The following is a 26719-nucleotide window of genomic DNA, read 5'->3' as shown; positions in this document are numbered from 1 at the left end:
GGCTGCGCTCTGTACGGCCGTGCGGGTGCCGTGGACCGTCCGGGGGTTCGCCATGTGGCCCCCGGGCGGTCACCCGTCCTCTTGTTCACCCGTACGGGCGGATGCACGATCGCAGCGTGACACTTACGAGGGGCTCCAGGATCACCACCGCGGTCCTCTGCGGCACGCTCGCGCTGATCACGGCGGGCTGGATCGCCCGCGATCTCACCAAAGCCGGCTCCCCGGACGAACTGTGGCATCTGTGGACCGCCGACGCCCAGCCGCTGCCGCCCGCGACCTCGCTCGAACATCCGCTGCTCCTCGCGGTGTACGTCGTCCTGCTCGCCGCCGCCCTCCGTCCGGGGCTCACCCCCGGCGCCCCGGCGGCGGCCGGGGTGATCACCCTCGCGCTCTGGCTCCCCGGGCTCTGGGTGCTCGGCTCCGGACGGCCGGGGCTGCGCGCCACGGACGAACTGCGCACCCTCGCGCTGTACGCCACCTTCGCGGCGCTGGCCCTCGGGGTCGGCCTGCTGACCACCGCGGCGGTGGGCCCCCGCACCCGCCCGCGCGGCCCGGCGCGGGGGGTGCCCGTCGCCGCGTCGGCGCTGCTCGGCGGGGCGGCGGGGGTGCTGGCGGGGTGGGAGATCCGTACGGCGGCGCTCTCCCCGGAGCCGTACGCCGACCGCTTCACCGGCGGTGTGCCCGCGCTGCCGCCGCTGCTCGCGATCCCGCCGGGGTGGCTGACCTCGGTCACCGTCCTGCTCGCGGGGGTCGCGGCCCTCGCCGCGCTCCGGCCGGCGGCCCTGGTGGCGGGGGTGTTCGTGCTGGGCGCGGGGTTACGGGGAGTGGACATCGCCCTCCACAACGGTCTGCTGGGGCGGCTGGGCGAACTCCCGCTGGCGGACCGGCTGCTGGTGGTCTCCTGGTGTCTGGAGGCGGTGGCGGGCGCCGTCGCCCTGCTGCTGCTGGCGGCCCCGCGCCGCCCGCCGGAGCCACCGCCCCGCGCGGCCCCGGCGGGTCCGCCGCCGCCGTCCTCACGCCCCCCGGGCTGGTGAGACGCTCCCGCCTACGGGGCCCGCCGGCACCGCCCCGGCACGGCGCGGTTCTCCGCCGGTCCGGCGCGGGCCTCCGGCGTCTGCTCCCCGCCCATCCGGATGCAGGGAAAAGAATCGGCCAGCATCCGCAGTGCGCGGACCCGGGGGCGGCAGAGGAGCGAGAGACCGTTCCCGACACCCCTCTCCCGGTCGGGCGGGCCGATCCGGGCGCTCAGCGATGCTCCGTCCATCCCCTTTCATCACCAGAGATCCCTGGTGTGCACATCGCCGGGCAGCGATCGGGCGCGCAGCTCGGCCCTCCTCGGCCGTGCTCCGCACCGGCCTCCCGGATGTCCGGCCGGAGACCTCGGGGAAAAGAACCGGCCAACTCAAGAGAACGGTGCCCGGATGCGGGGCGCCCGGAGTGCGGTGCGGGGGGTCTTGCGCACCGACAGGGAAAGGAGTGCTCTGTCCTGAGAGTCGTATGACCGCCCCCGAGAGCTGTGCGCCCCCATGTGCTGCTGTGCACCGATCAATGCGTTCGCACGGATAGTTATGATCCGTAGCGCAAGGTGGGTAGGAACCCTCCGGCACATGCAAGCTGCCCGTCCCGACCGAATATCTGTGGAGGTGAACCGCCGTGGCACTCTCCATTTCGGCGGTGCTGCTGCTGGCGATCATCGTCTTCCTGCTGATCCGGAAGTCCGGGCTCAAGGGAGGGCATGCCGCGGTCTGCATGTTGCTCGGTTTCTATCTCGCGAGCTCCAACCTCGCCCCGACGATCACCGATCTGACCTCGAATGTGGCGGGGATGATCGGGGACTTCAAGTTCTGAGTGCGCCCCCGGCGCGCCCGGGGCGTGCACTCCGGCGCAGCCCCGGGGGACGGGTTCGCCGGGCCGGATGATCAGGGGCTGCCCGCTCCTGCCCGTACGGCACGGCGGCGCCTCGTAGGCTGTGCCGTATGAAGGATCTCCCCGCCCGCCGGCTGCTCCTGGTGCACGCGCACCCGGACGACGAGTCGATCAACAACGGCGCGACGATGGCTCTGTACGCCGCCGCCGGCGCCCAGGTCACCCTCGTGACCTGCACTCTCGGTGAAGAGGGCGAGGTCATCCCCGCCGGTCTCGCCCATCTCGCGCCGGACCGCGAGGACCGGCTCGGCCCCCACCGCGTGGGCGAACTGGCCGCCGCGATGAAGGAGCTGGGGGTCACCGATCACCGCTTCCTCGGCGGTCCCGGGCGCTTCCGGGACTCCGGGATGATGGGCGTCGAGCAGAACCACCGCGCGAACGCGTTCTGGCGGACCCCGGTCGACGAGGCCGCCGGGTATCTCGTCGAGACGATCCGCGAGCTGCGCCCCCAGGTGCTGGTGACCTACGACCCCGACGGCGGATACGGGCACCCCGACCACATCCAGGCCCACCGGGTCGCCCTGCGCGCCGCCGATCTGGCGGCCGAGCCCGCCTACCGCAGGGACCTCGGCGACCCGCACACCATCACCAAGATCTACTGGAACCGGGTCGCGCGCTCGGTGGCCGAGGCGGAGTTCGCCCGGCTGCGCGCCGAGGCGCCCGGAGCGGTCGCCGCGGTCGGCGATGTGCCGGGGGTGGTCGACGACGCGCGGATCACCACCGAGATCGACGGCTCCGCCCAGGTGGGGCGCAAGGCGGCGGCGATGCGCGCCCACGCCACCCAAGTCACCGTGGACGGGAACCGCTTCGAGCTCTCCAACCACCTGTTCCAGCCGCTTTTCGCCACAGAATGGTACGAATTGGCCCGGGGTGAGTCGGGGGCGCGCGCCGGTGAGCGGGAGCGCGATCTCTTCGCGGGGGTGGCCGAATGAGCGGGCGCAGCGCCCCCGGCGCTCAGCGGCCCGTGTCACTGCGGCTCGGCAGGGCCGCCGCGTACACGGGTCTCGCCCTCCTCGGCGCCGTGGTCGGAACGGCCGGTTCCCTGGTCCAAGGGGCCTGGTTCCCCGGCGGTTTGCTGCTCTCCCTGCTGGCCGCCGCGGGCCTGTTCCACGGCTCCGGGAAGCTGACGGGCACCCCGTTCGGGGTGGTGGCGTCCGGAGTGGGCTGGCTGGGCGCGGTTCTGCTGCTGAGCATGGGGCGACCGGAGGGCGATGGGGTCTTCTCCGCCGGAATCGGACCGGTTGTCTTCATTATCGGCGGTATGGCCATCGCTGTGATGTGTGCCACGATGACGCGCCCGGCGCAACCGGGCGGCGGCACCGCCCGACTTGACGAGAAGGGGGCGCGCGGGACCCCCGGCAAGCGGTAGTTCCGGTGTCCCCCTAGGGTGGGTCGCCACGGAGAGCGCGACATCCCCGACCCGGCCATGCCCGTACGGCCGGAGAGCAGGGCGCTCTGCGGAGTCAGACGGTGAGTGTCCGTGGCGGCCAGTATGGTGGTGCGCGCCGCCGAGCCGCCCACAGCAGTAGCTATCCAGTAAGAAACGGGCGGCGAAGCCAACCGGGAGAACCTGCTTTGAGTCGTGAAACTGACAGTTCGTCCTCCGGGCCCCAGGGGCGCGGTGGAGCCGCGTACCCCTCGGGGACACCGCCGTACGGATCGCGCCAGTATCCGTCCCAGCATCCTGCGCAGGACGCTCCTGACGGTGCGGGCGCCGGTGGGGCCGACGGCTCCGCCGAGCCGGGGGCGGACGGCGCCAGGACCAAGTCCGAGCCCAAGACCGAGACGACGCTGACGACCCGCATCCGGATCAACATCCCCGGGTCGCGGCCGATTCCGCCTGTCGTGATGCGCAAGCCGATGGGCGACGCCGAGGCCGGCGCGAGCGCCCCGGTGGAGCCGGGAGCGCCGGGAGCGCCGAGGGCCTCCGCCGAGCGGGACCCGGAGCGCACGGCGGCGATGCCGGTGATCGGCGGACCCCGGGCGCCGTCCGTGCCCGCGCCCGCCAGGGAGCCCCAGACGCCGCCGCCCGCCGAGAAGCCCTCGGGGAACGACTGGTTCGCACCGCGCAGAGGGACGAACGGGGCGGGCATCCCCTCCCCGGCCGCCGGTTCCGCTTCCGGTGCCGCAGCGGGTTCCGGTCCCGGTTCCGGTTCGGTGCCGGCCCCCGGGACCGACGGTGCGGGGATTCCGTCCCCCGCCGGGTCCCCGGACGCCTCGCAGGGCCGGGGTCTGCCGGGCGCGCCCGGGGGCACGGCTCCCGCGCCCCGGGAGCCCGACCCGCTGACGGCCCCGCTGGACCAGGTCGAGGGAGCCCAGGGCGCCGCGTCCGGCCCTCAGGGCACCCCCCCGGGCCAGACGTACTTCGCCGACGCGGCGAACCGGCCCGCCCCGGCCGCGCCCCGGCCGCGCAGCGCACTGCGCGACCTCGCGGCGGGTGCCGCCGCCACCTCCTCCGGCGGAGCCACCGGCTTCGCCCCCGGCGGGGGTTCCGCTCCGGCGGGTCCCGCCGAACCGACCGGGGCCACCTCCGGGCCGGCGCGGGGCACCATGCCGGTGCGCGGCCGCCCCGCCGGGGACACCCCCGGCACCCCCGCGGCCCCCGGCGCGCCCCGGCTGTCCGACGACACCGCCGTGCTGACCCCGCAGAAGCTCGTCCCCGAACCGGCGAACCCCGCCGGGCCCGGCGGGCAGGTCTCCGGGGACACCCTCACCAGCGGCATCCCCGTGGTCCCGGCCGCCCGGACGCCGAAGGCCGGCGGCGACTTCGCCGCGCCGGGAGCCCCCGGCACACCCGGCGGCCCCGGGGCGACGGGCCCCGGCGGCACGCCCACCCCGGCCGCCGCGCCCGCCCCCGCTCCCCGTCCCGCGCCGCCCGCCGCCAAGAAGAAGGGCCGCTCCAAGCTGGTCCTCCTCGGCGCGGCCGTGGTCGGGCTGGCCGGGATCACCTACGGCGCGGGACTGCTGCTCAACCACTCCGAGGTCCCCAAGAGCACCACGGTCCTCGGCGTGGACATCGGCGGCGGCACCAAGGAGCAGGCGGTCGTCAAGCTGGAGCAGGCCCTCGGCAAGCGCGCGGCCACCCCGCTCCAGCTCACGGTCGGCGACAAGAAGGAGCAGCTGGCCCCGGACAAGGCCGGGCTCGTCCTGGACACCCAGGCGACCGTGCGGAAAGCCGCGGGCAGCGACTACAACCCGGTCTCCGTGATCGGCTCCCTCTTCGGAGACGCGCGGGTCGTCGAGCCGGAGATCCCGGTGGACGAGGAGAAGCTGAGCGTCGCGCTCAGCGATCTCGCGGGCGAGTCGGGCTCGGTGGTCGAGGGCACGATCACGTTCGAGCCGGGCAAGGTGATTCCGGTCCCCGGCAAGGCGGGCCAGACCCTGGATGTCGCGCGCTCGATGATCTCCGTCAAGGACGCGTTCCGGGCCCAGGTGGCGACGGGCCGGCCGAACGCGGTGACGCTGCCGGTGGCCAAGCGCGAGCCGGCCGTCGGCCAGGCCGAGGTCGAGCGGGCGATGAAGGAGTTCGCCGAGCCGGCGATGTCCGGTCTGATCACGATCAAGGCGGGCGGCCGGGGGATCGACTTCGGTCCGGCGATCTCGCTCCCGAGGATTCTCTCCATGAAGCCGGTGGACGGGAAGCTGGTCGAGGTCTACGACAAGAAGGCGATCGAGGAGCTGCTGGGCGGGACGTTCGAGGGGGTGCTGATCACCAAGGGGGACGGGAAGCAGCATCAGCTGAACGCGGATGATGTGGCGCAGGCGATGGGGCCGGCGCTGCGGGGGAAGACTCCGCAGGAGCGCACGGTGGAGATTCCTCTGGGCGGGTGAGTCTCCCGGCCCCCCTCCGAGAGCCCGCCGCCTCCCCCTCCCGGCCCCTGCGCGACGGGTGCCCGCACAGTGCGGGCCCCGGTCGGGGGCCGGCCCCCGAGCCCCCGCTCCTCAATCGCCGGAGGGGCTGGGTGGTGCGGCTCAGCTCGCCGGAGGGGCTGGGTGGTGCGGCCCGGCGCGGAGCGCGCCCCCCACTCGTTCAGTTCAGCATCGCCCGCGCCGCCCGCGCCCTCCCCCTGATCGCCTCCGCGGCCAGCGGCTCCACCGCGCTCACCACCTCCGCGTACGCCTCCAGCTCCGCCGCCCCCGCCAGGAACTCCCCGCGCTGGACCAGCAGCTGCGCCCGCTCGAAGCGCAGCCGCGCCGGGTGCGAGGGCAGCAGCAGCGACAGCTCCACCGCCCACAGCGCCACCGCCGATTGCTCCGGGCGGGCCGCCGCCCAGGCGCGGATGTTGTTCAGGATGCGCACCACCACGTCCAGCGTCGACGCGGGCGCCAGCATCGACGGATCGAGCGGCACCCCCGTCGCCCCCACCACCAGCAGCTCCGTCTCCTCCCCGGTCAGCGGCGCGCCCCCGGCGAAGGGATCTGCCAGAACCCGCTCGGCGGGCGTGTCCGGGTCGCCGAAACCGACCACGAAGTGCCCGGGCAGCGCCACCCCGTACACCGGTGCGCCCGCCCGTCGCGCCACCTCGATCCAGAGCACCGAGAGCAGGATGGGCAGCCCGCGCCGCCGCCTCAGCACCTCGTGCAGCAGCGAGGACTCCAGCCGCTGGTAGTCCCCGGGGACGCCCCGGAACCCGCACCGCTCACCCAGCAGCCCCGCCAGCGCCCGCGCCCAGGCACCCGGGCTCTTCGCCCCGTACGGCAGCAGACCGGCCAGCCGGTCGAGTTCGATCTGGGCGGCGTCCATCCCCGCCTCGTCCAGGGTGCGATCGCCCACCGCGCCCAGCAGAAGGCAGAGCAGGGCGAGATCGGGGTGCTCCGAGCGCGCCTCCTCGGCGAACCGGTCCCGGTACCCGTACCCGTGTCCGCCGGAATCGGGTACATCGGCTGAATCGTCGCGCATACGCCTACACCGGCCGGAAGTGGTGGTAGCTGTGGTGGGTCTCGAAACCCATCCCCTGGTACAGCGCGCGCGCCGCCTCATTGTCCGACTCCACCTGGAGCCAGGCGGCCGACGCGCCCTCCGCCAGCGCCCGCCGGGCGAGCGCCGTCATCACGGCCCGGGCGAGCCCCTGCCGGCGGTGGGCCGGATCGACCTCCACCGCCATGAACCCCGCCCACCGGCCGTCGACCACGCACCGCCCGATCGCCGCCGGCACCTCCCCGGGCCCCGCCACCGAGGCGAACCACACGGACGGCCCACTGCCCAGCACCTTCAGCACATGCGCGCCCGCCACGCCGGAGCGCTGGTAGCGCCGCAGCCACGCCTCGTCGAAGGAGCGCGCCAGGGCCACCCGCTCCACCTCCGCGTCCAGATCGGCGACGGGGGCGAGCCCTCCGATCCGTACGTCCGCCGAGACCTCGCGCCGCCAGCCCCGCGCCTCAAGGCCGGCGCAGAGGGTCTCCTGGGTGCCCGCGGCGCCCGTCGCCGCCTGGACGTACGGGGGCAGCTCCCGGGCCGCGTACCAGGCGCCCACCCGGGCGAGCGCCTCGTCGAGCGGCAGCCCGGGGTCGCCGGCGGGCAGCACCGAGTTCGCCCGACGGGTGAAACCGCCGGCGGCCCGCAGCTCCCACTCCCCGAGCCGTTCGCTCTCCACCGGCTGCCACGCCCGCGCCGTCACCCGGCTCAGCTCGGTGAAGTCGGTCGCCGGACCCCTCCGGCGCGCGGGCGCCGCGGGCACCACCTTGCCCGCGACGACCGTCTCCTCGGGGACCCCCACGCTCTCGCCGCCGCGCTGTGTGATCAGCAGCACACCATTGTCCCAGGATGTGAGAACCCCGATGGTGTCGGTGAACCGGCCACCCTCACCGGTGGGATCGACAAGACGTCGGATTGATACCCGTTTGCCTACGTCAAGGGGTGTAATACGGACTTCCAGCCGTCCGGCGCCGATGAATTCCACGGGTCTGCTGGCCCCTCCTGTTCGGATCGTCCTCAGGAACGGAGATACTAGGTGCGGGCATCGACGACGCCGCGCTCCCGCGCAATGCCAGCCCTACCGAGGAGGAACGACAGCGTGACCTACGTCATCGCGCAGCCTTGTGTCGACGTCAAGGACAAGGCGTGCATCGAGGAGTGCCCCGTCGACTGCATCTACGAGGGCTCCCGGTCCTTGTACATCCACCCGGACGAATGCGTCGACTGCGGGGCCTGTGAGCCGGTCTGCCCCGTCGAGGCGATCTTCTACGAGGACGACACCCCCGAGGAGTGGAAGGACTACTACAAGGCGAATGTGGAGTTCTTCGACGAGCTGGGTTCTCCCGGTGGGGCCTCCAAGCTCGGGCTGATCGAGCGGGACCACCCCTTCATCTCCTCCCTGCCGCCGCAGGCCTGACGGCCGGCGAGCCGGCCGGTCTCCGGTCCCCGTACGGTCGTCGTCGTCCGTGCGGGGCCGTGGCGTCCCCCCGTCCCGGCGGAGGGAGGGGCGCCCTCCCACGCGTACGAGAAAGAGAAAGTCTGTGTCCGCAGTCTCTTCGCGCCTGCCCGTCTTCCCCTGGGACAGACTGGAGCCCTACAAGGCGACGGCCGCGGCGCACGCCGACGGCATCGTGGATCTCTCCGTCGGCACTCCGGTGGACCCCGTCCCCGAGCTGATCCAGCGGGCCCTGACCGAGGCCGCCGACTCGCCGGGCTATCCCACGGTGTGGGGCACGGTCGCCCTGCGGGACGCGCTCACCGGCTGGGTGGAGCGCCGCCTCGGCGCCGTGGGCGCCGCGCACACCAACGTACTGCCGGTGGTCGGCTCCAAGGAGCTGGTGGCCTGGCTGCCGACCCAGCTGGGTCTGGGCGCCGGTGACCGGGTCGCCCACCCCCGGCTCGCGTACCCCACCTATGAGGTCGGCGCCCGGCTCTGCGGCGCCACTCCGGTGGTCTACGACGACCCCACCGAGCTGGACCCGGCGGGACTGAGGCTGCTCTGGCTCAATTCGCCGTCCAACCCCACCGGACGGGTGCTCTCCGGGGACGAGCTGGCCCGGACCGTCGCCTGGGCGCGCGAGCACGGTGTACTGATCTTCAGCGACGAGTGCTATCTCGAACTGGGCTGGGAGGCCGAGCCGGTCTCCGTGCTCCACCCGGATGTCTGCGGTGGGACGTACGAGGGTGTGGTCGCCGTCCACTCGCTCTCCAAGCGCTCCAACCTGGCGGGTTACCGCGCCGCGTTCCTCGCCGGTGACGCGGCGGTCCTGGGCGAGCTGCTCCAGATCCGCAAGCACGGCGGCATGATGAGCCCGGCGCCCGTCCAGGCGGCCATGGCCGCCGCCCTCGGCGACGACGCCCATGTCACCGTGCAGCGCGCCCGGTACGCGGCCCGCCGTGCCGCGCTCCGCTCCGCGCTGGAGGAGCACGGCTTCCGGATCGAGCACAGCGAGGCCAGCCTGTATCTGTGGGCCACGCGCGACGAGCCCTGCTGGGAGACCGTGGCGCACCTGGCCGAGCTGGGCATCCTGGTCGCGCCGGGGGACTTCTACGGCCGGGCGGGGGAGCGGTTCGTCCGGGTGGCGTTCACCGCCACCGACGAGCGTGTCGAGGCCGCGGTCAAGCGCCTCGGCGGCTGAGAGCGGCTCGGCGCGGGTCCGCCCGGCCGGTGCCGGCGGACAGATGAAAGGGCCCGGGAGCACGCGCTCCCGGGCCCTTCGCCGTGCGGCGGGGCGGTTCAGCCCAGCGGCAGCGGCAGCTCGCCGGGGAGGTCGCCGGGCAGGTCACCGGGGACGCCGCCGCCGGCCGCCGGGGCGGCACTGCTCGCGGTCTCGCCGAGGACACCGGCGGCCGAGCCCGTGGTCTCGCCGGCGGCCTTCTGGGCGGCGGGCGCGACCGTGCCGCCCGCCTTGCCGACGGCCTTGCCCGCGGCGGGCACGGCCTGCTTGACGGCGTTGCCGCCGGTGTTGCCGGCCAGCTCGGAAGTGGTCGACGTGGCGGTGCCCGCGGTGCCCGCGAGTCCGGCGGTGTCGACCGACGACACCGCGCCGAGCGGGTTGGCCTGCTGGAGTTCCACGGCGCTTGCGGAGCCGGCCGCACCGACCACGGGGGCTGCGCCCGCCGCGATGAGCAGCGCGGCGCGGGCGATCCGACGGGTCAGGGGGAGGGACATGATGCTCCTTGAGGCGAGAAGGACAGGTGGGTGATCTCTGTCGTCCGGCGCCGGACCCGGTCCCGGAAGGCACCGGTCCGGGTGGCCGGACGCAGTGACAACCGCTGGGAGGGAGGGGGAAGTTGCGGTGCGGTGGGGTAAAGAGTTGGCAATGTGTCGCATTATCAGTCACTGGCGAAAAGGTGCATACCGTGTCTGACGGGGCAGGTGGGATGGGTCCTGCTGAATCGTCACTTCCCTGGGCCGCCAAGGGGTGCGGACAAAGGTCATATGGTCATCGGGAAAGGCCCGGCGCGGCATTGGAGTGACGGTGCCCGGACTCCCCTGGCGGGGGAACGCCCGGAACGGCGTGCGAACGGGATGAGGCGCGTGGGCCGCCGTCGCTCGGCGCGAAACGGGGGTGCGCGGGCCGCTGCCGTGCGCTGTGGGACCGGGGTGCGCGGGGCGTCGCCGTTCGGCGCGGGACCAAGGCGCGCGGGCCGTCGCCCTTCAGGTCGGGACCAAGGCGCGCGGGCCGTCGCCCTTCGGGTCGGGGCGCTCGGCGGCCGGCCCGGTGGGGTGGCGTGCGGTCGGGGCCGGTCAGTCCGGTGGGGTGGCGTGCGGTCGGGGCCCGTCAGCCCCGTGGGCGGCGCGTGGCCGGGGCGAGGGATGCCGCCTCCGTTCAGTGCGCGACGAGGATGCGTACGGTGCCGTCGCCCGCGCCGCGCCCCGGAGCGGTGGTGCGCCAGCCGTCGCCCGCCCGTTCCGCGCTCCACACCCGGTCCCCGAGGCGGACCTCGCCGATCCCGAGCCCCTCCGCCCGGGCCACCGCCCAGTGCGCCAGCTCCCAGCCCCGCCGGGACGCGCCGCCGGAACCCCGCTCGCCGCCCGCCGGCCCCACCGGGACCGCGATCTCCCGCGCCTGCTGCGCCCCCGCGCGCCCCGGCCCGCCGGAGACCTTCGGCAGCAGCACGTGCGCGCCGAACGCCCGCTCCAGCTCCGCCCGCACCCGCGCCGGGTCACCGGCCTCGTCCCCACCGCCGCCTCCGCCGTCCCCGTCGCAGGTCAGTGCGGCGCCCGCGCGCCCGGTGAGCGCGGCGGCCAGCAGCGTCGCGTCCGGCTCGTGCTTCGCGTACGCCTGCGGGAAGCCGCTGCGCTGCACCCGTTGCGCGGCGACCGTCAGCGGGAGCCGGGACCAGCCGGGGACCTCGGCGAGCTGGTCGTAGAACTTCCCGGCGGAGTACACCGGGTCGAGAATCCGCTCCGGGCTGCCCCAGCCCTTGGAGGGCCGCTGCTGGAACAGGCCCAGCGAGTCCCGGTCCCCGTGCCGGATGTTCCGCAGCCCCGACTCCTGGAGGGCGGTCGCCAGCGCGATGGTCACCGCGCGCTCCGGCATGCCGCGGGTGGTGCCGACGGCGGAGACGGTCGCGGCGTTCGCGGCCATCTCGGTGCTCAGCCCGTAGGAGGGCCCGCCCGACGCCGCGCGGACCACGCACCGGGGAGCGCCGCGATCCGTCAGATGCTGCGCCACGACATAGCCGACCAGGGCCAGCAGCACGGCGAACCCGGCCGTGAAACGGGTGAGGCGACCGCGCCGGACGGGAGAGACGTGCTTGGACACAGACCCACGGTACTAGCGGTACTAGGAGTTCCGCTTCGGGGCGCCGGCTCGGTGCGCCCGCCGTGCCGCGGCCCCCCCCGCCACGGCCCGGGGCCGCCGTTCCGCAGGTCCGGACCGCCGTTCCGCAGGTCCGGCCGGTGTCCGGGGCCGGTGCCCCGCGGCCCCCGGGAGCGGCCCCGGGGCCCGGCGCCCGGCCCCGGCGCCCGCGCTAGGGTCGTTGCCATGCCCGACACCGCCCTTGATCTCACCGCCGACGGCCCCTCGCTCACCGCGGCCCTGGTCGACTTCCCCTCCGTCAGCGGCCAGGAGAAGCCGCTCGCGGACGCGATCGAAGCGGCCCTGCGCGCCCTGCCCCACCTCACGGTCGACCGGTACGGCAACAACGTGGTCGCCCGCACCCGGCTCGGCCGGTCCGAGCGGGTCGTCCTCGCCGGCCACATCGACACCGTCCCGATCGCCGGCAACGTCCCCTCCCGGCTCGACGCGAACGGGGTGCTCTGGGGCTGCGGCACCAGCGACATGAAGTCCGGCGTCGCCGTCCAGTTGCGCATCGCGGCCACGGTCCCCGAGCCCAACCGCGATCTCACCTTCGTCTTCTACGACAACGAGGAGGTCGCCGCCCACCTCAACGGCCTCGGCCATGTCGCCGAGGCCCACCCCGAGTGGCTGGAGGGTGATTTCGCGGTCCTCCTCGAACCCTCCGACGCCGAGGTCGAGGGCGGCTGCCAGGGCACCCTGCGAGTCCATCTGCGGCTGACGGGGGAGCGCGCGCACTCCGCCAGGAGCTGGATGGGGTCCAACGCGATCCACGCCGCCGCCCCGGTCCTGGCCCGGCTCGCCGCGTACGAGCCGAGGCGTCCGCTGATCGACGGCCTGGAGTACCACGAGGGCCTCAACGCCGTACGGATCGAGGGAGGCGTGGCCAACAACGTCATCCCCGACGCCTGCGCGGTCGTCGTCAACTACCGCTACGCGCCGGACCGGAGCGAGGCCGAGGCGATCGCCCATGTCCGGGAGGTCTTCGACGGCTGCGGGGTCGCCGAGTTCGTGGTGGACGACCACTCGCCCGGCGCGCTGCCCGGTCTCTCGCACCCGGCCGCCGCGGCCTTCATGAAGGCCGTCGGCGGCAGTGCCCGGCCCAAGTTCGGCTGGACGGATGTCTCCCGCTTCAGCGCGCTGGGCGTACCCGCCGTGAACTACGGCCCCGGTGACGCGCTGTACGCGCACAAGCGGGACGAGCATGTCGCCGTGGAGAAGGTCACGCACTGTGAGAATCGACTGCGGGAGTGGCTGACGTCCTGAGTTTTCCTTCTTGTCGCCTTCGCGGACCCTCGCGGATCTACCCTGGGACCAGCAAAGATGTTCGGCGGAGGGAGCAGGTCATGGGCAACCCCGAGGGTGCGCGGTCGTTCGAGGAGCGGAGGCAGGGTCCGGTGTTGCGCCGCAGGGAGCAGGTCCAGCCCGGGACCACCGATCAGCGGCTGCTCGACACCGAGGGCGACTCCGAGTGGGTGCACACCGATCCCTGGCGGGTCATGCGCATCCAGTCGGAGTTTGTGGAGGGCTTCGGCGCGCTCGCCGAACTGCCCAGCGCCATCAGCGTCTTCGGCTCCGCCCGCACCCCCGCCGGCACCCCCGAGTACGAGGCGGGCATCAGGATCGGCAAGGCGCTGGTGGACGCGGGCTTCGCGGTGATCACGGGCGGCGGCCCGGGCGCGATGGAGGCGGCGAACCGGGGCGCCCGGGAGGCCAAGGGCATCTCGGTGGGCCTGGGCATCGAGCTGCCGTTCGAGCAGGGCCTGAACCAGCATGTCGACATCGGGGTGAACTTCCGCTACTTCTTCGTCCGCAAGACGATGTTCGTGAAGTACGCCTCCGGGTTCGTGGTCCTCCCCGGTGGCCTGGGGACCCTGGACGAGCTGTTCGAGGCGCTGACCCTGGTCCAGACCGGCAAGGTGACCAGATTCCCGATCGTGCTCTTCGGTACGGAGTACTGGAGCGGCCTGGTCGACTGGCTGCGGGACACGGTGGTGGCCCAGGGGAAGGCGTCGGAGCGGGATCTGCTGCTCTTCCACGTCACGGACGACGTGGACGAGGCGGTCTCCCTGGTGACCAAGGAGACGGGCCTCTAGGCCGTCTCTCCCGGCCCGCTCGTGCCCCGGCCGCTCCCGCCCCGGGCGACCGGGGGCGGGAGCCGCGCGGCCGGGCCGGGGCGCGCCGCGCGGCCGGGTCAGGCCAGGCCCCGGCGGGCCACCGACGGCTCGCGGTGGCCGGCGATGGCGGCCACCATGTCCAGCACCTGACGGGTCTCCGCCACCTCGTGCACCCGGTAGACCCGGGCCCCCAGCCACGCCGACACCGCCGTCGTCGCCAGTGTCCCGATCACCCGCTCCTTCACCGGCCGGTCCAGCGTCTCCCCGACGAAGTCCTTGTTCGACAGTGAGACCAGCACCGGCCACCCCGTCTCCACCATCTCCCCGAGGCGCCGGGTGGCCTCCAGCGAGTGCCGGGTGTTCTTGCCGAAGTCATGACCGGGGTCGATCATGATCCCGTCCCGGCGCACCCCCAGCTCCACCGCCCGCTCGGCCAGCCCCAGCGTCACCCGCAGGATGTCCGCCACCACGTCCTCGTACGCCACCCGGTGCGGACGGGTCCGCGGCTCGGCCCCGCCCGCGTGGGTGCACACCAGACCCGCGCCGTACCGCGCTGCGACCTCGGCGAGCCGGGGGTCCACCCCGCCCCACGCGTCGTTGAGCAGATCGGCGCCCGCCTCGCAGACCGCCTCGCCCACGTCATGGCGCCAGGTGTCCACACTGATCACCACATCCGGGAAGCGTCTGCGCACCTCGGCCACGAAGCCGACCGTGCGCCGCGCCTCCTCCGCCGCCGTGACCTCCTCCCCGGGACCGGCCTTGACCCCGCCGATGTCGATGATGGCGGCGCCCTCCGCCACCGCCCGCTCGACCCGCGCCAGCGCCGGCTCGTCGTGGAAGGTCGCGCCCTGGTCGTAGAACGAGTCGGGCGTCCGGTTCACGATGGCCATGATCACCGGCTCGCGCGGATCGAATTCACGCTGTCCCAGCCGCAGCATCAGCGGTTTTCCTCCTCAGGTCGTCCGGCTGAGACCCTAACTGTCACACCGGCGTGGCACGATCAGGCGGGAGAGTATCCGTCCGGCGCTCGCCGGAAGCCGGGGAGAGGGTCGTTCGGTGTTCTTGTTCTTGCTGATCACGATGGTCGTGGTCGTCGGAGCGGTCACGCTCGCCGTGGTCGGCGGCGGCGACGGCGCCGCCCTGCCCGAGGCCGGTCCCGACCGGGTGATCGACCCGCTGCCGGTGAACCGGCCGGTGGGCCGGGCCGATGTCGAGGCGGTGCGGCTGCCGGTGACCGTGCGCGGCTACCGCATGGCGGAGGTGGACGATGTGCTCGGCCGCCTCGGCGCCGAGCTGGCCGAGCGGGACGCCAGGATCGCGGAGCTGGAGTCCGCGCTCGCCGGTGCCCAGGCCACCGCCGTGGGCGGGCCGGAGCTGTTCACCGAGCCGGGCGAGGAGCCCGGCCGATGAGCGAGGGCGGCACCGTCGCGGGTCCGGACGGGAAGCGGCGCTGCCCCTGGGGTCTGTCCACGGAGGAGTACATCGCCTACCACGACAAGGAGTGGGGCCGCCCGGTCCACGGCGACGAGGCGCTCTTCGAGCGGCTCTGTCTGGAGGCGTTCCAGTCCGGTCTCTCCTGGATCACGATCCTCCGGCGGCGGGAGGGCTTCCGCCGCGCCTTCGACGGGTTCAGGATCGCCTCGGTGGCGGAGTTCGGCGAGGCCGACCGGGAGCGGCTCCTCGCCGACGAGGGCATCATCCGCAACCGCGCCAAGGTCGACGCCACCATCGCCAACGCCCGGGTGCTCCTCGACTGGGCCCCCGGCGAGCTGGACTCCCTCATCTGGTCGTACGCACCCGACCCGGCCGGGCGGCCGGTGCCGCGGACCGTCTCCGACGTGCCCGCGGTCACCGACGAGTCGACGGCCTTGGCGAAGGAGCTCAAGAAGAAGGGCCTGCGCTTCGTCGGCCCCACGACCGCCTATGCCCTGATGCAGGCGTGCGGCCTGGTCGACGACCACCTGGAGGGCTGTACGGCGCGGGGCGCGGCAGCGGCCCGCTGACGACCCGCCCGGGCCCCGCTCCGACCCGGCCCGAGCCCCGCTTCCGCCGGGCCGGGCAGCCGGCCCGCCTCCCGCGCCGGGTTTCCCGCGCCGGCCCGCCCGCCGCGCCGGAGCGTCAGCGGCTCACCGGCCCTGGTAGACCGGCTTCTCCTTCGCGACGAACGCCCGCACCGCGCGGGCGTGGTCCTCGGACCCGCCGGCCCGCGCCTGGAGCTCCTCCTCCTTCGCCAGGCTCTCGCCGAGCGAGTGCTCGGCGCCGAAGGCGAGGGACTCCTTGATCGCCGCGTACGCCACGGTCGGTCCCCCGGCGAGGGCACGGGCCACGGCGGCGGCCTCCCCGGCCAGCTCGGCGGCCGGCACCACCCTGTTCGCGATCCCCCAGGCGTACGCCTCATCGGCGGAGAAGGAGCGCGGGAAGAGCAGCAGATCCGCGGCCCGGCTCCGCCCGACCAGCCGGGGCAGGGTCCAGGACACCCCGGAGTCGGCGGTCAGCGCGACCCCCGCGAAGGCGGTGGTGAAGCTCGCGGTGTCGGCGACCACCCGGTAGTCGGCGGCCAGGGCGAAGCCGAGGCCCGCGCCGGCCGCCACCCCGTTGACCCCGGCGACCACCGGCTTCGGCATCTCCGCCAGCGCCCGCACGATCGGGTTGTAGTGCTCACGCACCGTGTCCATGGTGGTCCGGGTGCCGGTCTCCCGGTCCCGCGCCAGCAGCGCGATGTGCTCCTTGAGGTCCTGCCCCACGCAGAAGGCGCGCCCGGTGGCGGTGAGCAGTACGGCGCGTACGGCGGAGTCCTCGCCCGCCGACCGCGCGGCGTCCCTGAGGGCGGCCTTGGTCTCGATGTTCAGCGCGTTCATCGCGTCGGGCCGGTTGATCGTGATCGTCGCGAGTCCGTCACGCACCTCGTACAGCACGGAGTCGGCCATCTCAGCTCTCCTTCGCGGCTCAGCGGTGGTCTCCGGGCCCAGCATGGCGGAGATCGCCGGCCCCGGGCATGTGACCTGCGTCTAACCGGGAGGGTCGCGGAAGGGCCCCGGGGACCGTGGCGGGCGGCGAAGTATCGCAGCCGGATCGCCGAATTGAGTGGTTTTGCGAGAGCGCGTGTCCTAAGCGATGCCGACTGATGTTGGTCATCGGGTCCCGCGATGCGGGATAATGACCTGGAAGCAATGTGTTCGATGCCGGGACGCGTGCCTATTCAAGGCCGTCGGCTGACGATGAGCTGGTTTCAGGAAGGGGAACGAGCATGGCGGCCATGAAGCCGCGGACGGGCGATGGCCCGCTCGAGGTGACCAAGGAGGGGCGGGGCATCGTCATGCGCGTTCCGCTCGAAGGCGGCGGTCGGCTTGTCGTCGAGCTGACTCCGGACGAAGCGGAAATGCTGGGCGATGCCCTGAAGAAGGTCGTCGGCTGACGCGCGCAGCGCCACAGTCCTCCGCCCCGGCACCTCTGAGGTGCCGGGGCGGCCTGTTTCCCGGGATCTGTCCCTGTCGGCCCCGGAGAGGGCCAAAGGCGCGGAAGCGCGGCAGGCCGGGGCCGACAGGGACGGACCGGCCGGTCAGCCGAGGCGGACCGCGCAGAGCAGCCCGTCACCCACCGGCAGCAGCGAGGGCAGCAGCTCCTGGCTCTCCCGCACGGCGCGCAGCAGCTCCCGCAGCTTGAGCACCTCCACCGGCTGGGCCGCGGAGTCGACCGTGCGGCCCCGGGCGAAGACTCCCTCGAAGCAGACGAGACCGCCGGGCCGGAGCAGCCGCAACGATTCCGCGAGGCACTCCAGCGACTCCGTCCGGTCGCCGTCGCAGAAGACGAGGTCGTATCCGCCGTCCGCGAGGCGCGGCAGTACGTCGAGGGCGCGCCCGGGGATGAAACGCGCCCGGTTCCCCGCGAAGCCCGCCGCGCGGAACGCCTGCTTGGCGAACTGCTGGCGCTCCGGCTCCGGGTCCACCGTGGTGAGCACCCCGTCCGGCCGCATGCCCTGGAGCAGATAGATGCCGGAGACGCCGGTACCCGTTCCGATCTCCGCCACCGCCTTCGCGTCGGCGGTGGCCGCCAGCAGTCGCAGCGCGGCGCCGGTGCCTGGCGACACCGAGGGGAGCCCTGACTCCCGGGCCCGCTCACGGGCCCAGTGCAGCGCGTCGTCCTCGGCGACAAAGGCGTCGGCGAACGCCCAGCTTGTCTGCCGGTTTGCGGTAATGGGCCTCTCCTGTCCCCGTAGTTGAACGCGACGTTGACTGTATCCGCTGCCCCCGGGAACCCGCAGATGGGACCGTGCGTTGTACGGCACAGGGGGGAGCGATGAAGCAGAGCGGGAAGCAGCACCCAAATTCGCGTAAAGATTCTTATCCGGAGCTAACGGGCGAGGTGGCTATGGTAGGGGCTCCGCTGGACACCACCAGAGCCGATAGGGGAGGTGCGGCTGCACCTGCGGATCGTAAGGGAGTGCTGAGGCGCTTCCTCAGGTCACCGGGTGAGCCGAAATCCGTGACCAACATTGCTGACCGTTCTCGCACCACCGACTCCGCGGCAACCGCGACCTTCGCATCGGATGCGGAATCGCCGGCGTGGACCCCTCCCACCTGGGAGGAGATCGTCAGCACGCACAGCACCCGGGTCTACCGTCTCGCCTACCGCCTCACGGGAAACCAGCACGACGCCGAGGATCTGACGCAGGAAGTCTTCGTCCGGGTCTTCCGCTCGCTGTCGACCTACACCCCCGGCACCTTCGAGGGCTGGCTGCACCGCATCACCACCAACCTCTTCCTGGACATGGTCCGCCGGAAGCAGCGCATCCGTTTCGACGCGCTCGGTGACGACGCGGCCGAGCGGCTGCCCAGCCGTGAGCCCTCCCCCCAGCAGGTCTTCAACGACACCCACTTCGACGCCGATGTCCAGCACGCGCTGGACACCCTCGCGCCCGAGTTCCGGGCCGCCGTCGTCCTCTGTGACATCGAGGGCCTGTCGTACGAGGAGATCGCCGCGACCCTGGGCGTCAAGCTCGGCACGGTCCGCAGCAGGATTCACCGCGGCCGGTCGCATCTGCGCAAGGCCCTCAAGCACCGTTCCCCCGAGGCTCGCGCCGAGCAGCGCACCCTGGCAGGAGTGGTGGGATTGGCAGGGGAGGGCGGACCCGCGTGAGTGGCTTCAGCCCCACCCCCGCCGAACAGCACCTGGGGGACCGACTCGCCGCCCTGGTCGACGGCGAGCTGAAACACGATGCCAGGGACCGGGTGCTGGCCCATCTGGCGACCTGCTCCAAGTGCAAGGCCGAGGCCGACGCCCAGCGCAGGCTGAAGGACGTCTTCGCCCGTTCGGCGCCCCCGTCGCCGTCCGAGGGGCTGCTCGCGCGGCTCCAGGGGCTGCCCGCGGGCCCCGGCGGCGACAGCGGCCGGGGCGGCCCCTTCGACGGGGGCCGTGTCATCGATTCGGTTTTCGGCGGGGTGAGGCCCCCGTCGGAAAGACCCGGCGACCCCCACCCGGAGACCTTCGGCTACGTCCCCGGGGGGCACACCCGCGCCCCGGCGCTGCCCAGCCGCTCCGGTGGCTTCCGCATTCATGAGGTGGGGCGCCAGGAGGCCGAGCGCTCGCCCTGGCGGGGCCGCCGATTCGCCTTCGCCGCCGCGAGCGCGGTCTCCCTGGCCGCCATCGCGCTCGGCGGCTCGCTGCCGCTGGACGCCCCGGCGCCCACCGCCCGGGGCACCGCCCCGGGGAACGCGGTCACTCCCATGCAGGCCCAGAGCAGCGGCGGGGCGACCGGCACCGGCAGCCCTCTCCCCACCACCACCTCCGGCGCCCGCGGCACCGACCACGAACGCCGCCGCGGCGCGGGCCAGGCACCCGCCCGGTCCGACGAGCGTGTCATCGGCCGTTCCGTGACCGGTCCGCTCACCCCGGGGAACCCGCTGGACCGCCCGCTGTTCCTCCAGGCGTCGTTCGGTGACCTCTTCGCCCCGTCACCGCTGATACGCCCGACGGGCCAGGCCATCCAGCTGATCACCACCCCCTCCGGCACCCCGCAGGCAACACCCGCCCCCACCCACCTCGTTGCCCCGGTGCCGCCCTCGCCGCCCCTGGCGTCCACCCGCTAGCCACCGCCGCCGCCCGGCCCCCTGCGCGGGGATTCGCAAACCTGGTTGAATCCTCGGAGGGGTGCCCGCGGGGGTGCCCCGGCGGACGGCAGGTTGCGGGGAGAGCATGGACGACGGGAAGCCCACCGGAGCGAAGGCGAAGTGGTGGAGCCGGCCCGGCGCGGAACACTCCGCGCCCGCGGCGCCCGAGGACCACCGGCCCGCGCCCGGGACACCGCCCGGCGGCAGGTCCGAGCCCGAGCACGGGTCCTCCGAGCACGGCGCCGGGCACCGGTCCGGGGCCGAGCCCGGGCACGAGCACCGGTCCGGGCACGAGCACCGGGCCGGGTCCGCCACGGAGGCGCCCGGCTCCACCGCGCCCGAACCCCTGTCCGTACCGGAGCAGACCCCCGCCACCGTGCCCGCCGGGGAGTCCGGGCACACCCCGGCCCCCGCCCCGCCCCCGCCGCTGCACGAGCCCGACCCCTACGGCACCCCGCCCTACGGCGGCCCCGGGCCCTGGGCGCCCGCCCCTCCCGTGCAGCGCCCCGTGCCCACCCCCGCGCCGGGCATCCCGGCCCCGCCCGCGCCCCCGGGGTACGGGGACGCGCGAGCACACCTCCCGGGCACCCCCGCCCCTCGGCAGCACCCCCTCCCGCCCGCGCACGGCCCGCACCCGGCGCCCGGAGCGGCCCACGGACACCCCCAGGACGCCCACACCCGGCCCCAGGAGTCCCAGTGGCTCCAGTACGACCCGTGGGGTGCCCCGGGGGCCGGAGCGCCGCTCACGGACCACGGGGAGCCTCCCCGCCGCCGGAGCAGACGGGGCCTGCTGCTGGTCGGCGGGGTGCTGCTGGCGCTCGTCGCGGGCGGCATCGGCGGCGGCATCGGCGGGTACATCGAGCGCAACGGCGGGATCACCGAGGTCGAACTCGACCAGGCCCCCCGGGAGAGCCGTGACCGCGCCCCCGACAGCGTCGCCGGGATCGCCGCCAGCGCCCTGCCGAGCGTGGTCACCCTCCATGTCAGCGGCGGCGGCGAGCAGGGCACCGGCACCGGCTTCGTCCTCGACCGGAAGGGCCACATCCTCACCAACAACCATGTCGTCGACCCGGCCGGCGCCGGCGGCGACATCTCCGTCACCTTCAGCGGCGGCGAGACCGCCGCCGCCACCCTCGTCGGCAAGGACAGCGGCTACGACCTCGCCGTCGTCAAGGTCCGCGCCGTCTCCGGCCTCACCCCGCTCCCGCTCGGGAACTCCGACAATGTGCGCGTCGGGGACCCCGTCGTCGCCATCGGCGCCCCCTTCGACCTCCAGAACACCGTGACCTCCGGCATCATCAGCGCCAAGGAGCGGCCCATCACCGCGGGCGGCGAGAAGGGCGACGGCAGCGACATCAGCTATGTCGACGCGCTCCAGACCGACGCCCCGATAAACCCCGGCAACTCCGGCGGCCCCCTGGTGGACACCAGGGCCCGGGTCATCGGCATCAACAGCGCGATCCGGGCCGCCGACACCGGCGGCGGCGCCGAGGCGGGCCAGTCCGGCTCCATCGGCCTGGGCTTCGCCATCCCCATCAACCAGGGCAAGCGCGTCGCCGAGGAGCTGATCAACACGGGCCGTGCCACCCACCCCGTCATCGGCGTCAGCCTCGACATGAAGTACAGCGGCGACGGCGCGCGCGTCGGCGAGAAGGGCAAGGACGGCACCCCGTCCGTCACCCCCGGCGGCCCCAGCGCCAAGGCCGGGGTGCGGCCCGGCGACGTCATCACCGAGGTCGACGGGCAGCGGGTGCACAGCGGTGAGGAGCTGATCGTGAAGATCCGCGCCCACCGCCCGGGCGACCGGCTGAAGCTGACCCTGCTGCGCGGCGGCGACGAGCGGACGATCACCCTGACGCTGGGCTCCGCGGGCGGTGGGGACTGAGCGGGCCGCCCCGGACCCGGGCCGGCGGGCGCCCGGTGGGCGGGCCGTCCGCGCCCGGACCGGGAGCCCCCACCGGCGCCGACACCGTCCGGCACGTGACTGACCGAAGACCGGCCGGGTACCGTGGATCGGGCGCTGAGCCCATTCGACCGTGCGAGCAGCCGAGAACACGAGGAGCGACAGGGTGTTCAATGACATAGGCGCACTGGAGCTGGTGACTCTGGTGGTGCTCGCCGTGCTGGTCTTCGGGCCCGACAAACTGCCGAAGGTCATCCAGGACGTCACCGGCTTCATCCGCAAGGTCCGGGACTTCTCCGACAACGCGAAGCAGGACATCCGCAGCGAGCTGGGTCCGGAGTTCAAGGACTTCGACTTCGAGGACCTCAACCCGAAGACCTTCCTCCGCAAGCAGCTCAACGAGAACGACGAGCTGCGGGAGCTGAAGGAGCTGGGCGGCTCCTTCGACCTCCGCAAGGAGATGAACGAGGTCGCCGACGCGGTGAACTCCCGGCACGCCCCGGACGCCGTCCCCGCCGCGGTCAACGGCTCCGCCGACACCCCCGACCTGCTCAAGAAGCGCGACCGGCCGCAGCCGGACGAGCGCCCGCCGTTCGACGCGGACGCCACCTGAGCCACCGCCCGGCGCACCCCAATGGCCGCCGCCCGAGCCGGGCGCACACGCCATCGCGCGCCGGTCAATCCATGTGAGCGGGGGACAGGTGGCTATTCTCTCCATCTGTCTGGACGCGAGGACGCCCGAGGGGGGCGGGTCCGCTCCGGACCCGGACACGAAGGAGGCGGCCGGCCAGATGGAGACGACCAGTCGGACAACGGCGGACCAGCGCGCACAGGCGGAGGCCGCCGCCCGGCGCCGCACGGCCGACGCGTACGCCCGCGCCTCCTTCCCCTGGTACGGCCTGGACGGGGCCTTCACCGGGCCCCGCTGGCTGATGCAGGTCGGCTCCGCCGCCGACGGGGTCGTCCAGCACGGCTCGATCGGTCACGGCGAGGAGCCGTCGATACGGTCCGAGGCCACGGCCGCCGAGAAGGAGCGGTTCGCGGTGGTGATCACCGTCGCCGCCAGCCCGGACCGCCACAGCGGTGACGGTACGGGGGTGCTGGACGCCACCACCGCCTCATCGGCCGCCTGGCTGGCCGGCTCGGGCCTGCTCGCCCACACCTGGCCCCCGCAGATGGACCACTCCCTGCGGGACGACTGGCTGGAGCAGCAGACCGAGACCGCCTTCGAACTGGCACACGACCTCGGCGGCTCGGAGTGGTCCACGCTGTCGCTGCCGGTCGACGGGGAGCCCACGCCCTTCCACTACCGCGAGTCCGAGTTCGGCTGGGTGCTGGCCGGGTCGTCCGCCGGCGGGGTGCACATCGGGGCGTACGGGCGGGGCATGAGCGCCTACGGGCTGGGCTTCTCGGCGCTGGAGGACCTCACTCCGTACCTCCGCTGAGACGGAGCCGGCCAAGACCCGCGCGGCCGGGCGGCCCCGGGGCCATGGCCCCGGGGCCCGGTCATGTCCCGCCCCGGGGCCCGGCCGCGGCTCCCGGCCGTGTCCCGGCGGCCCCGGGGCCCGGGTCACACGGCCTAGAACTTGTTCCGCGGGGTGATCCCGAGGCTCATCCCCGAAAGCCCCCGCTGCCGCCCGCCCAGCTTCCCCGCGATCGACCGCAGCGCCGAGCCCGCCGGCGACTCCGGGTCGCTGAGCACCACGGGCCTGCCGTCGTCCCCGCCCTCCCGCAGCCGGACGTCGATCGGGATCGAGCCCAGCACCGGCACATGCGCCCCGGTCGTCTTCGTCAGCCCCTCGGCGACCCGCTGGCCGCCGCCGGTGCCGAAGACATCGATCATCTCGTCGCAGTGCGGACAGGGCAGCCCCGACATGTTCTCGACCACACCGACGATCTTCTGGTGGGTCTGCACGGCGATCGAGCCCGCGCGCTCGGCGACCTCGGCCGCCGCCTGCTGCGGGGTGGTCACCACGAGGATCTCGGCGTTGGGCACCAGCTGCGCCACCGAGATCGCGATATCGCCGGTGCCGGGCGGCAGGTCGAGCAGCAGCACATCCAGATCGCCCCAGTACACATCGGCCAGGAACTGCTGGAGCGCGCGGTGCAGCATCGGGCCGCGCCACACCACCGGGGCGTTGCCCGGCGTGAACATCCCGATCGAGATGACCTTCACGCCGTGCGCCGAGGGCGGCATGATCATGTTCTCGACCTGGGTGGGGCGCCCGTCGGCGCCCAGCATCCGGGGTACGGAGTGGCCGTAGATGTCCGCGTCCACCACGCCGACCTTCAGGCCGTCGGCCGCCATCGCCGCCGCCAGGTTCACGGTGACGGACGACTTGCCGACCCCGCCCTTGCCGGAGGCCACGGCGTACACCCTGGTCAGCGAGGAGGGCTGGGCGAAGGGGACCTCCCGTTCGGCGGTGGTGCCGCGCAGCGAGGCCGCGAGGTCCTTGCGCTGCTCGTCGCTCATCACATCGAGGGTGACACCGACGCGGGTGACGCCCTCGACACGGGCCACCGCGTCCGTCACATTGCTGGTGATCGTCTCCCGCATGGGGCAGCCGGAGACGGTGAGGTACACCGTGACCGCGACCGCGCCGTCCGCTGCGATGTCCACCGATTTGACCATGCCGAGGTCGGTGATCGGTCGGTTGATCTCGGGGTCGTTCACCGTCGCCAGTGCCGCGAGCACCGCGTCTTCCGTAACCATACGACGATGGTACGGCGCCGACTCCCGCCGCCGGAAAGCCCGTCAGCGGTCGGCTTCGTCACTCCCCTGGCCGCGCTCGGGCGGGAGGGGCGCGCGGCGCTCCTCCATCTCGCGGACCAGGTCCTCCAGTTCCGAGCGAATCCAGTCCCGGGTCGCGACCTCGCCGAGGCCCATCCGCAGGGCCGCGATCTCCCGGGTCAGATACTCGGTGTCCGCGATCGACCGCTCGTTCTGCTTGCGGTCCTGCTCATGGGTGACCCGGTCCCGGTCGTCCTGCCGGTTCTGCGCCAGCAGGATCAGCGGGGCCGCGTACGAGGCCTGGAGGGAGAGCATCAGGGTCAGAAAGATGAACGGGTACTGGTCGAAGCGGAGATTCTCCGGCGCCGAGACATTCCACACCACCCACAGGATGATGATCAGGGTCATCCAGACGATGAACCGTCCGGTGCCCAGGAAGCGGGCGATCCGCTCGGAGAGGCGGCCGAACTCCTCCGGGTCGTACTCCGGCAGCAGCGTACGGCGCGGAGCGCGCGGCAGATCGAGACGTACGCGGGCACGCGGCGCCGCCGTCGCCCCCGACGGCATCCGCTCCCGCTGCCCCTCGCCGGGCCCGCCGTCCCCGCTACCCATGGCCGTACCCCTTCCCCGGGCCGCCCGGCCCTCGTGCCCCGGTCCTGCGCCCTCCGGGCGCGCGCCGGCCGGGCGCGCGCCCGACGCGGCGGGGCGCGGTGCCAGGGCTCGCGAGCCCGGCAAGATCCGGAAGAGACGGCCTAGCCATGCGCCGACTCCTCGAACTCCGTCTCACGCCAGTCGTCGGGCAGCAGATGGTCCAGCACGTCATCCACCGTGACCGCGCCCAGCAGCGCCCCGCTCTCGTCCACCACCGGCGCCGCGACCATGTTGTACGTGGCGAGATAGCTGGTCACCGCGCGCAGCGGGGTGTCCGGGGCCAGCGGCGGCAGATCGCTGTCGACCACCGAGCCGACCAGCGTGAACGGCGGATCGCGCAGCAGCCGCTGGAAGTGGACCGTGCCCAGGTACTTCCCCGTGGGCGTCTCGTCCGGCGGCCGGCACACATACACCTGGGCGGCGAGCGCGGGGGAGAGGTCCTGCTGGCGCACCCGCGCCAGCGCGTCCGCGACCGTCGCGTCCGGCCGCAGCACGATCGGCTCGGTGGTCATCAGACCGCCCGCCGTGCGCTCCTCGTACGACAGCAGCCGGCGCACATCGGCGGCGTCGTCCGGGCGCATCAGGGCGAGCAGCCGCTCCTTGTCGTCCTCGGGCAGCTCGGAGAGGAGGTCGGCCGCGTCGTCCGGGTCCATCGCCTCCAGCACATCGGCCGCGCGCTCCTCCTGGAGCTTGCCGATGATCTCCACCTGGTCGTCCTCCGGCAGCTCCTCCAGCACATCGGCGAGCCGGTCGTCGTCGAGGGCGGCGGCGACCTCGGCGCGCCGCTTGGGGCTGAGGTGGTGCAATGCGTTGGCCAGGTCCGCCGGGCGCAGCCGTTCGAAGGTGGCGACCAGGCTCTCCGCGCTCTGGGCGTCCTCCTCCAGCGAGAAGCCGGTGACGGCCGACCACTCCACGGTCAGGGTCTCCCCCTTGCGGCGCAGCGCCCCGCCCCGTCCCCGGCGGACGAAGACCTTGTCGATCTCCCAGTCGCGGCGGGCGGGCAGCCGCTGGATCGACACATCGAGGACGGTGGCCTCCTCGTCGCTGTCCACCAGCCGCACCCGCCGGTCGAGCAGCTCGCCGAGGACCAGCCGCTCGGTGGGGCGCTGCTCGAAGCGGCGGACGTTCAGCACCCCCGTCGTGATGACCTGGCCGGACTCGATACCGCTGACCCGGGTCATCGGGAGGAAGATCCGCCGGCGGCTGAGCACCTCCACCACCAGACCGAGCAGCCGGGGCGGGCGGCGGCCGACACGGAGCATCGCCACCAGATCGCGGACCCGGCCGACCTGATCGCCGCTGGGGTCGAAGACGGGGACCCCGGCGAGATGGGAGACGAAGACCCGGTGCGCGCTCGCGGCCATGCTTCCGCGCCTCCGCTCTCGTTCCGTTGCCGGCGGGACCGGCGCGTTCCGTCGGCTCACCGGGCTCTCTGCCAGGGAATGCCGTTGTTCAGGGGCTTCAGGCTAGCTCGTACCGTTCCGTACCGCCGTCGGCCCTGGTCCGTCCGGCGTCGGTACGCCTACCTGCGGAGGAGCCTCTCACGCACCGGTACGCTGCG

28 protein-coding genes are annotated in these 26719 nt (G+C 73.7%); 17 read left to right on the top strand and 11 right to left on the bottom strand.

All coding sequences use genetic code 11. The annotated features are described in order from the left end of the window. Nucleotides 1-116 precede the first annotated feature (116 nt). On the top strand, nucleotides 117-1034 hold the full coding sequence (locus ACWCRA_RS10235) for a hypothetical protein (RefSeq protein WP_451067225.1): 918 nt from the start codon (nucleotides 117-119) through the stop codon (nucleotides 1032-1034). Between the two features lie 11 nt (nucleotides 1035-1045). Here the strand turns inward: ACWCRA_RS10235 and ACWCRA_RS10230 are convergent, their stop codons facing one another. Continuing rightward, a complete protein-coding gene (locus ACWCRA_RS10230) occupies nucleotides 1046-1264 on the bottom strand; it encodes a hypothetical protein (RefSeq protein WP_451067224.1) in 219 nt (72 codons plus the stop codon). Nucleotides 1265-1653: 389 nt separating this feature from the next. On the opposite strand from ACWCRA_RS10230, the gene ACWCRA_RS10225 reads away from it, so the two are divergent. From ACWCRA_RS10225 to ACWCRA_RS10210, 4 genes are all read left to right on the top strand, one after another. After that, nucleotides 1654-1848: a hypothetical protein gene (locus tag ACWCRA_RS10225; protein WP_351555431.1), complete on the top strand. Its 195-nt coding sequence runs from the start codon at nucleotides 1654-1656 to the stop codon at nucleotides 1846-1848. 128 nt (nucleotides 1849-1976) lie between these two features. Further along, on the top strand, nucleotides 1977-2858 hold the full coding sequence (mshB, locus tag ACWCRA_RS10220; protein ID WP_451067223.1) for an N-acetyl-1-D-myo-inositol-2-amino-2-deoxy-alpha-D-glucopyranoside deacetylase: 882 nt from the start codon (nucleotides 1977-1979) through the stop codon (nucleotides 2856-2858). Beyond that, the gene (locus ACWCRA_RS10215) at nucleotides 2855-3295 is read left to right on the top strand and encodes a DUF6113 family protein (RefSeq protein WP_351555425.1); all 441 of its coding nucleotides are present in this window, start codon (nucleotides 2855-2857) and stop codon (nucleotides 3293-3295) included. Before mshB ends, ACWCRA_RS10215 begins: the two co-directional genes overlap by 4 nt. Nucleotides 3296-3501: 206 nt before the next feature. After that, a complete protein-coding gene (locus tag ACWCRA_RS10210) occupies nucleotides 3502-5757 on the top strand; it encodes a peptidoglycan binding domain-containing protein (RefSeq protein WP_351555422.1) in 2256 nt (751 codons plus the stop codon). A 199-nt stretch (nucleotides 5758-5956) separates the two neighbouring features. Here the strand turns inward: ACWCRA_RS10210 and ACWCRA_RS10205 are convergent, their stop codons facing one another. Continuing rightward, the gene (locus ACWCRA_RS10205; protein ID WP_351551367.1) at nucleotides 5957-6826 is read right to left on the bottom strand and encodes a transglutaminase-like domain-containing protein; all 870 of its coding nucleotides are present in this window, start codon (nucleotides 6824-6826) and stop codon (nucleotides 5957-5959) included. Between the two features lie 4 nt (nucleotides 6827-6830). Then, on the bottom strand, nucleotides 6831-7826 hold the full coding sequence (locus ACWCRA_RS10200; protein ID WP_451067222.1) for a GNAT family N-acetyltransferase: 996 nt from the start codon (nucleotides 7824-7826) through the stop codon (nucleotides 6831-6833). A 114-nt stretch (nucleotides 7827-7940) separates the two neighbouring features. On the opposite strand from ACWCRA_RS10200, the gene fdxA reads away from it, so the two are divergent. Continuing rightward, nucleotides 7941-8258 carry a ferredoxin gene (gene fdxA / locus ACWCRA_RS10195; protein ID WP_351551361.1) on the top strand — a complete coding sequence of 106 codons (318 nt, stop codon included), beginning with the start codon at nucleotides 7941-7943 and terminating at the stop codon, nucleotides 8256-8258. A gap of 124 nt (nucleotides 8259-8382) precedes the next feature. Continuing rightward, entirely contained in the window at nucleotides 8383-9480 is a 1098-nt protein-coding gene (gene dapC, locus ACWCRA_RS10190; RefSeq protein ID WP_351551358.1) for a succinyldiaminopimelate transaminase, read from the top strand. Nucleotides 9481-9578: 98 nt separating this feature from the next. On the opposite strand, the gene ACWCRA_RS10185 is transcribed toward dapC, so the two are convergent. Beyond that, a complete protein-coding gene (locus tag ACWCRA_RS10185) occupies nucleotides 9579-10013 on the bottom strand; it encodes an ATP-binding protein (protein WP_451067221.1) in 435 nt (144 codons plus the stop codon). 661 nt (nucleotides 10014-10674) lie between these two features. Next, a complete protein-coding gene (locus tag ACWCRA_RS10180) occupies nucleotides 10675-11613 on the bottom strand; it encodes a hypothetical protein (protein WP_351551353.1) in 939 nt (312 codons plus the stop codon). 222 nt (nucleotides 11614-11835) lie between these two features. On the opposite strand from ACWCRA_RS10180, the gene dapE reads away from it, so the two are divergent. Continuing rightward, a complete protein-coding gene (gene dapE, locus ACWCRA_RS10175) occupies nucleotides 11836-12915 on the top strand; it encodes a succinyl-diaminopimelate desuccinylase (protein ID WP_351551350.1) in 1080 nt (359 codons plus the stop codon). 80 nt (nucleotides 12916-12995) lie between these two features. Beyond that, the gene (locus ACWCRA_RS10170; RefSeq protein ID WP_351551347.1) at nucleotides 12996-13745 is read left to right on the top strand and encodes an LOG family protein; all 750 of its coding nucleotides are present in this window, start codon (nucleotides 12996-12998) and stop codon (nucleotides 13743-13745) included. Nucleotides 13746-13843: 98 nt separating this feature from the next. On the opposite strand, the gene folP is transcribed toward ACWCRA_RS10170, so the two are convergent. Then, complete coding sequence (gene folP, locus ACWCRA_RS10165; RefSeq protein ID WP_351551344.1) at nucleotides 13844-14704, bottom strand: dihydropteroate synthase; 861 nt, start codon at nucleotides 14702-14704, stop codon at nucleotides 13844-13846. A gap of 118 nt (nucleotides 14705-14822) precedes the next feature. On the opposite strand from folP, the gene ACWCRA_RS10160 reads away from it, so the two are divergent. Then, on the top strand, nucleotides 14823-15176 hold the full coding sequence (locus ACWCRA_RS10160; protein WP_351551341.1) for a DivIVA domain-containing protein: 354 nt from the start codon (nucleotides 14823-14825) through the stop codon (nucleotides 15174-15176). Further along, complete coding sequence (locus ACWCRA_RS10155; RefSeq protein ID WP_451067220.1) at nucleotides 15173-15769, top strand: DNA-3-methyladenine glycosylase I; 597 nt, start codon at nucleotides 15173-15175, stop codon at nucleotides 15767-15769. Before ACWCRA_RS10160 ends, ACWCRA_RS10155 begins: the two co-directional genes overlap by 4 nt. Before the next feature lie 123 nt (nucleotides 15770-15892). Here ACWCRA_RS10155 and chcB read toward each other — a convergent pair whose 3' ends face one another. Further along, on the bottom strand, nucleotides 15893-16693 hold the full coding sequence (gene chcB / locus ACWCRA_RS10150) for a 2-cyclohexenylcarbonyl CoA isomerase (protein WP_451067219.1): 801 nt from the start codon (nucleotides 16691-16693) through the stop codon (nucleotides 15893-15895). Between the two features lie 320 nt (nucleotides 16694-17013). On the opposite strand from chcB, the gene ACWCRA_RS10145 reads away from it, so the two are divergent. Beyond that, nucleotides 17014-17181 (top strand): DUF3117 domain-containing protein, encoded by a 168-nt coding sequence (locus ACWCRA_RS10145; RefSeq protein WP_351551332.1) that lies wholly within the window; start codon nucleotides 17014-17016, stop codon nucleotides 17179-17181. A 144-nt stretch (nucleotides 17182-17325) separates the two neighbouring features. On the opposite strand, the gene ACWCRA_RS10140 is transcribed toward ACWCRA_RS10145, so the two are convergent. Beyond that, the gene (locus tag ACWCRA_RS10140) at nucleotides 17326-18027 is read right to left on the bottom strand and encodes an O-methyltransferase (RefSeq protein WP_351551379.1); all 702 of its coding nucleotides are present in this window, start codon (nucleotides 18025-18027) and stop codon (nucleotides 17326-17328) included. A gap of 107 nt (nucleotides 18028-18134) precedes the next feature. Here ACWCRA_RS10140 and sigE point away from each other — a divergent pair, with 107 nt between their 5' ends. From sigE to ACWCRA_RS10115, 5 genes are all read left to right on the top strand, one after another. After that, nucleotides 18135-18902, top strand: coding sequence for an RNA polymerase sigma factor SigE (gene sigE, locus ACWCRA_RS10135; protein ID WP_351551329.1), 768 nt, complete (start codon nucleotides 18135-18137; stop codon nucleotides 18900-18902). Continuing rightward, a complete protein-coding gene (locus tag ACWCRA_RS10130; RefSeq protein ID WP_351551327.1) occupies nucleotides 18899-19852 on the top strand; it encodes a zf-HC2 domain-containing protein in 954 nt (317 codons plus the stop codon). The genes sigE and ACWCRA_RS10130 overlap by 4 nt, the downstream gene beginning before the upstream one ends. Before the next feature lie 106 nt (nucleotides 19853-19958). Continuing rightward, nucleotides 19959-21758, top strand: a complete 1800-nt coding sequence (locus ACWCRA_RS10125) for a trypsin-like peptidase domain-containing protein (RefSeq protein ID WP_451067218.1) — start codon at nucleotides 19959-19961, stop codon at nucleotides 21756-21758. 184 nt (nucleotides 21759-21942) lie between these two features. Next, nucleotides 21943-22389 carry a sec-independent translocase gene (locus tag ACWCRA_RS10120; RefSeq protein ID WP_351551323.1) on the top strand — a complete coding sequence of 149 codons (447 nt, stop codon included), beginning with the start codon at nucleotides 21943-21945 and terminating at the stop codon, nucleotides 22387-22389. Nucleotides 22390-22567: 178 nt separating this feature from the next. Next, nucleotides 22568-23221 carry a hypothetical protein gene (locus tag ACWCRA_RS10115; protein ID WP_351551320.1) on the top strand — a complete coding sequence of 218 codons (654 nt, stop codon included), beginning with the start codon at nucleotides 22568-22570 and terminating at the stop codon, nucleotides 23219-23221. 134 nt (nucleotides 23222-23355) lie between these two features. Here ACWCRA_RS10115 and ACWCRA_RS10110 read toward each other — a convergent pair whose 3' ends face one another. From ACWCRA_RS10110 to ACWCRA_RS10100, 3 genes are all read right to left on the bottom strand, one after another. After that, nucleotides 23356-24489: an Mrp/NBP35 family ATP-binding protein gene (locus ACWCRA_RS10110; protein ID WP_351551318.1), complete on the bottom strand. Its 1134-nt coding sequence runs from the start codon at nucleotides 24487-24489 to the stop codon at nucleotides 23356-23358. 42 nt (nucleotides 24490-24531) lie between these two features. Further along, complete coding sequence (locus ACWCRA_RS10105; RefSeq protein WP_351551316.1) at nucleotides 24532-25119, bottom strand: DUF1003 domain-containing protein; 588 nt, start codon at nucleotides 25117-25119, stop codon at nucleotides 24532-24534. 140 nt (nucleotides 25120-25259) lie between these two features. After that, nucleotides 25260-26522: a magnesium transporter MgtE N-terminal domain-containing protein gene (locus ACWCRA_RS10100; protein ID WP_351551314.1), complete on the bottom strand. Its 1263-nt coding sequence runs from the start codon at nucleotides 26520-26522 to the stop codon at nucleotides 25260-25262. Between the last annotated feature and the right edge of the window lie 197 nt (nucleotides 26523-26719).

The organism is Streptomyces sp. NPDC001889 (assembly GCF_053594535.1).
The sequence above is the reverse complement of the archived record's forward strand: the minus strand, read 5'-3'. Positions and strand labels throughout refer to the sequence as shown.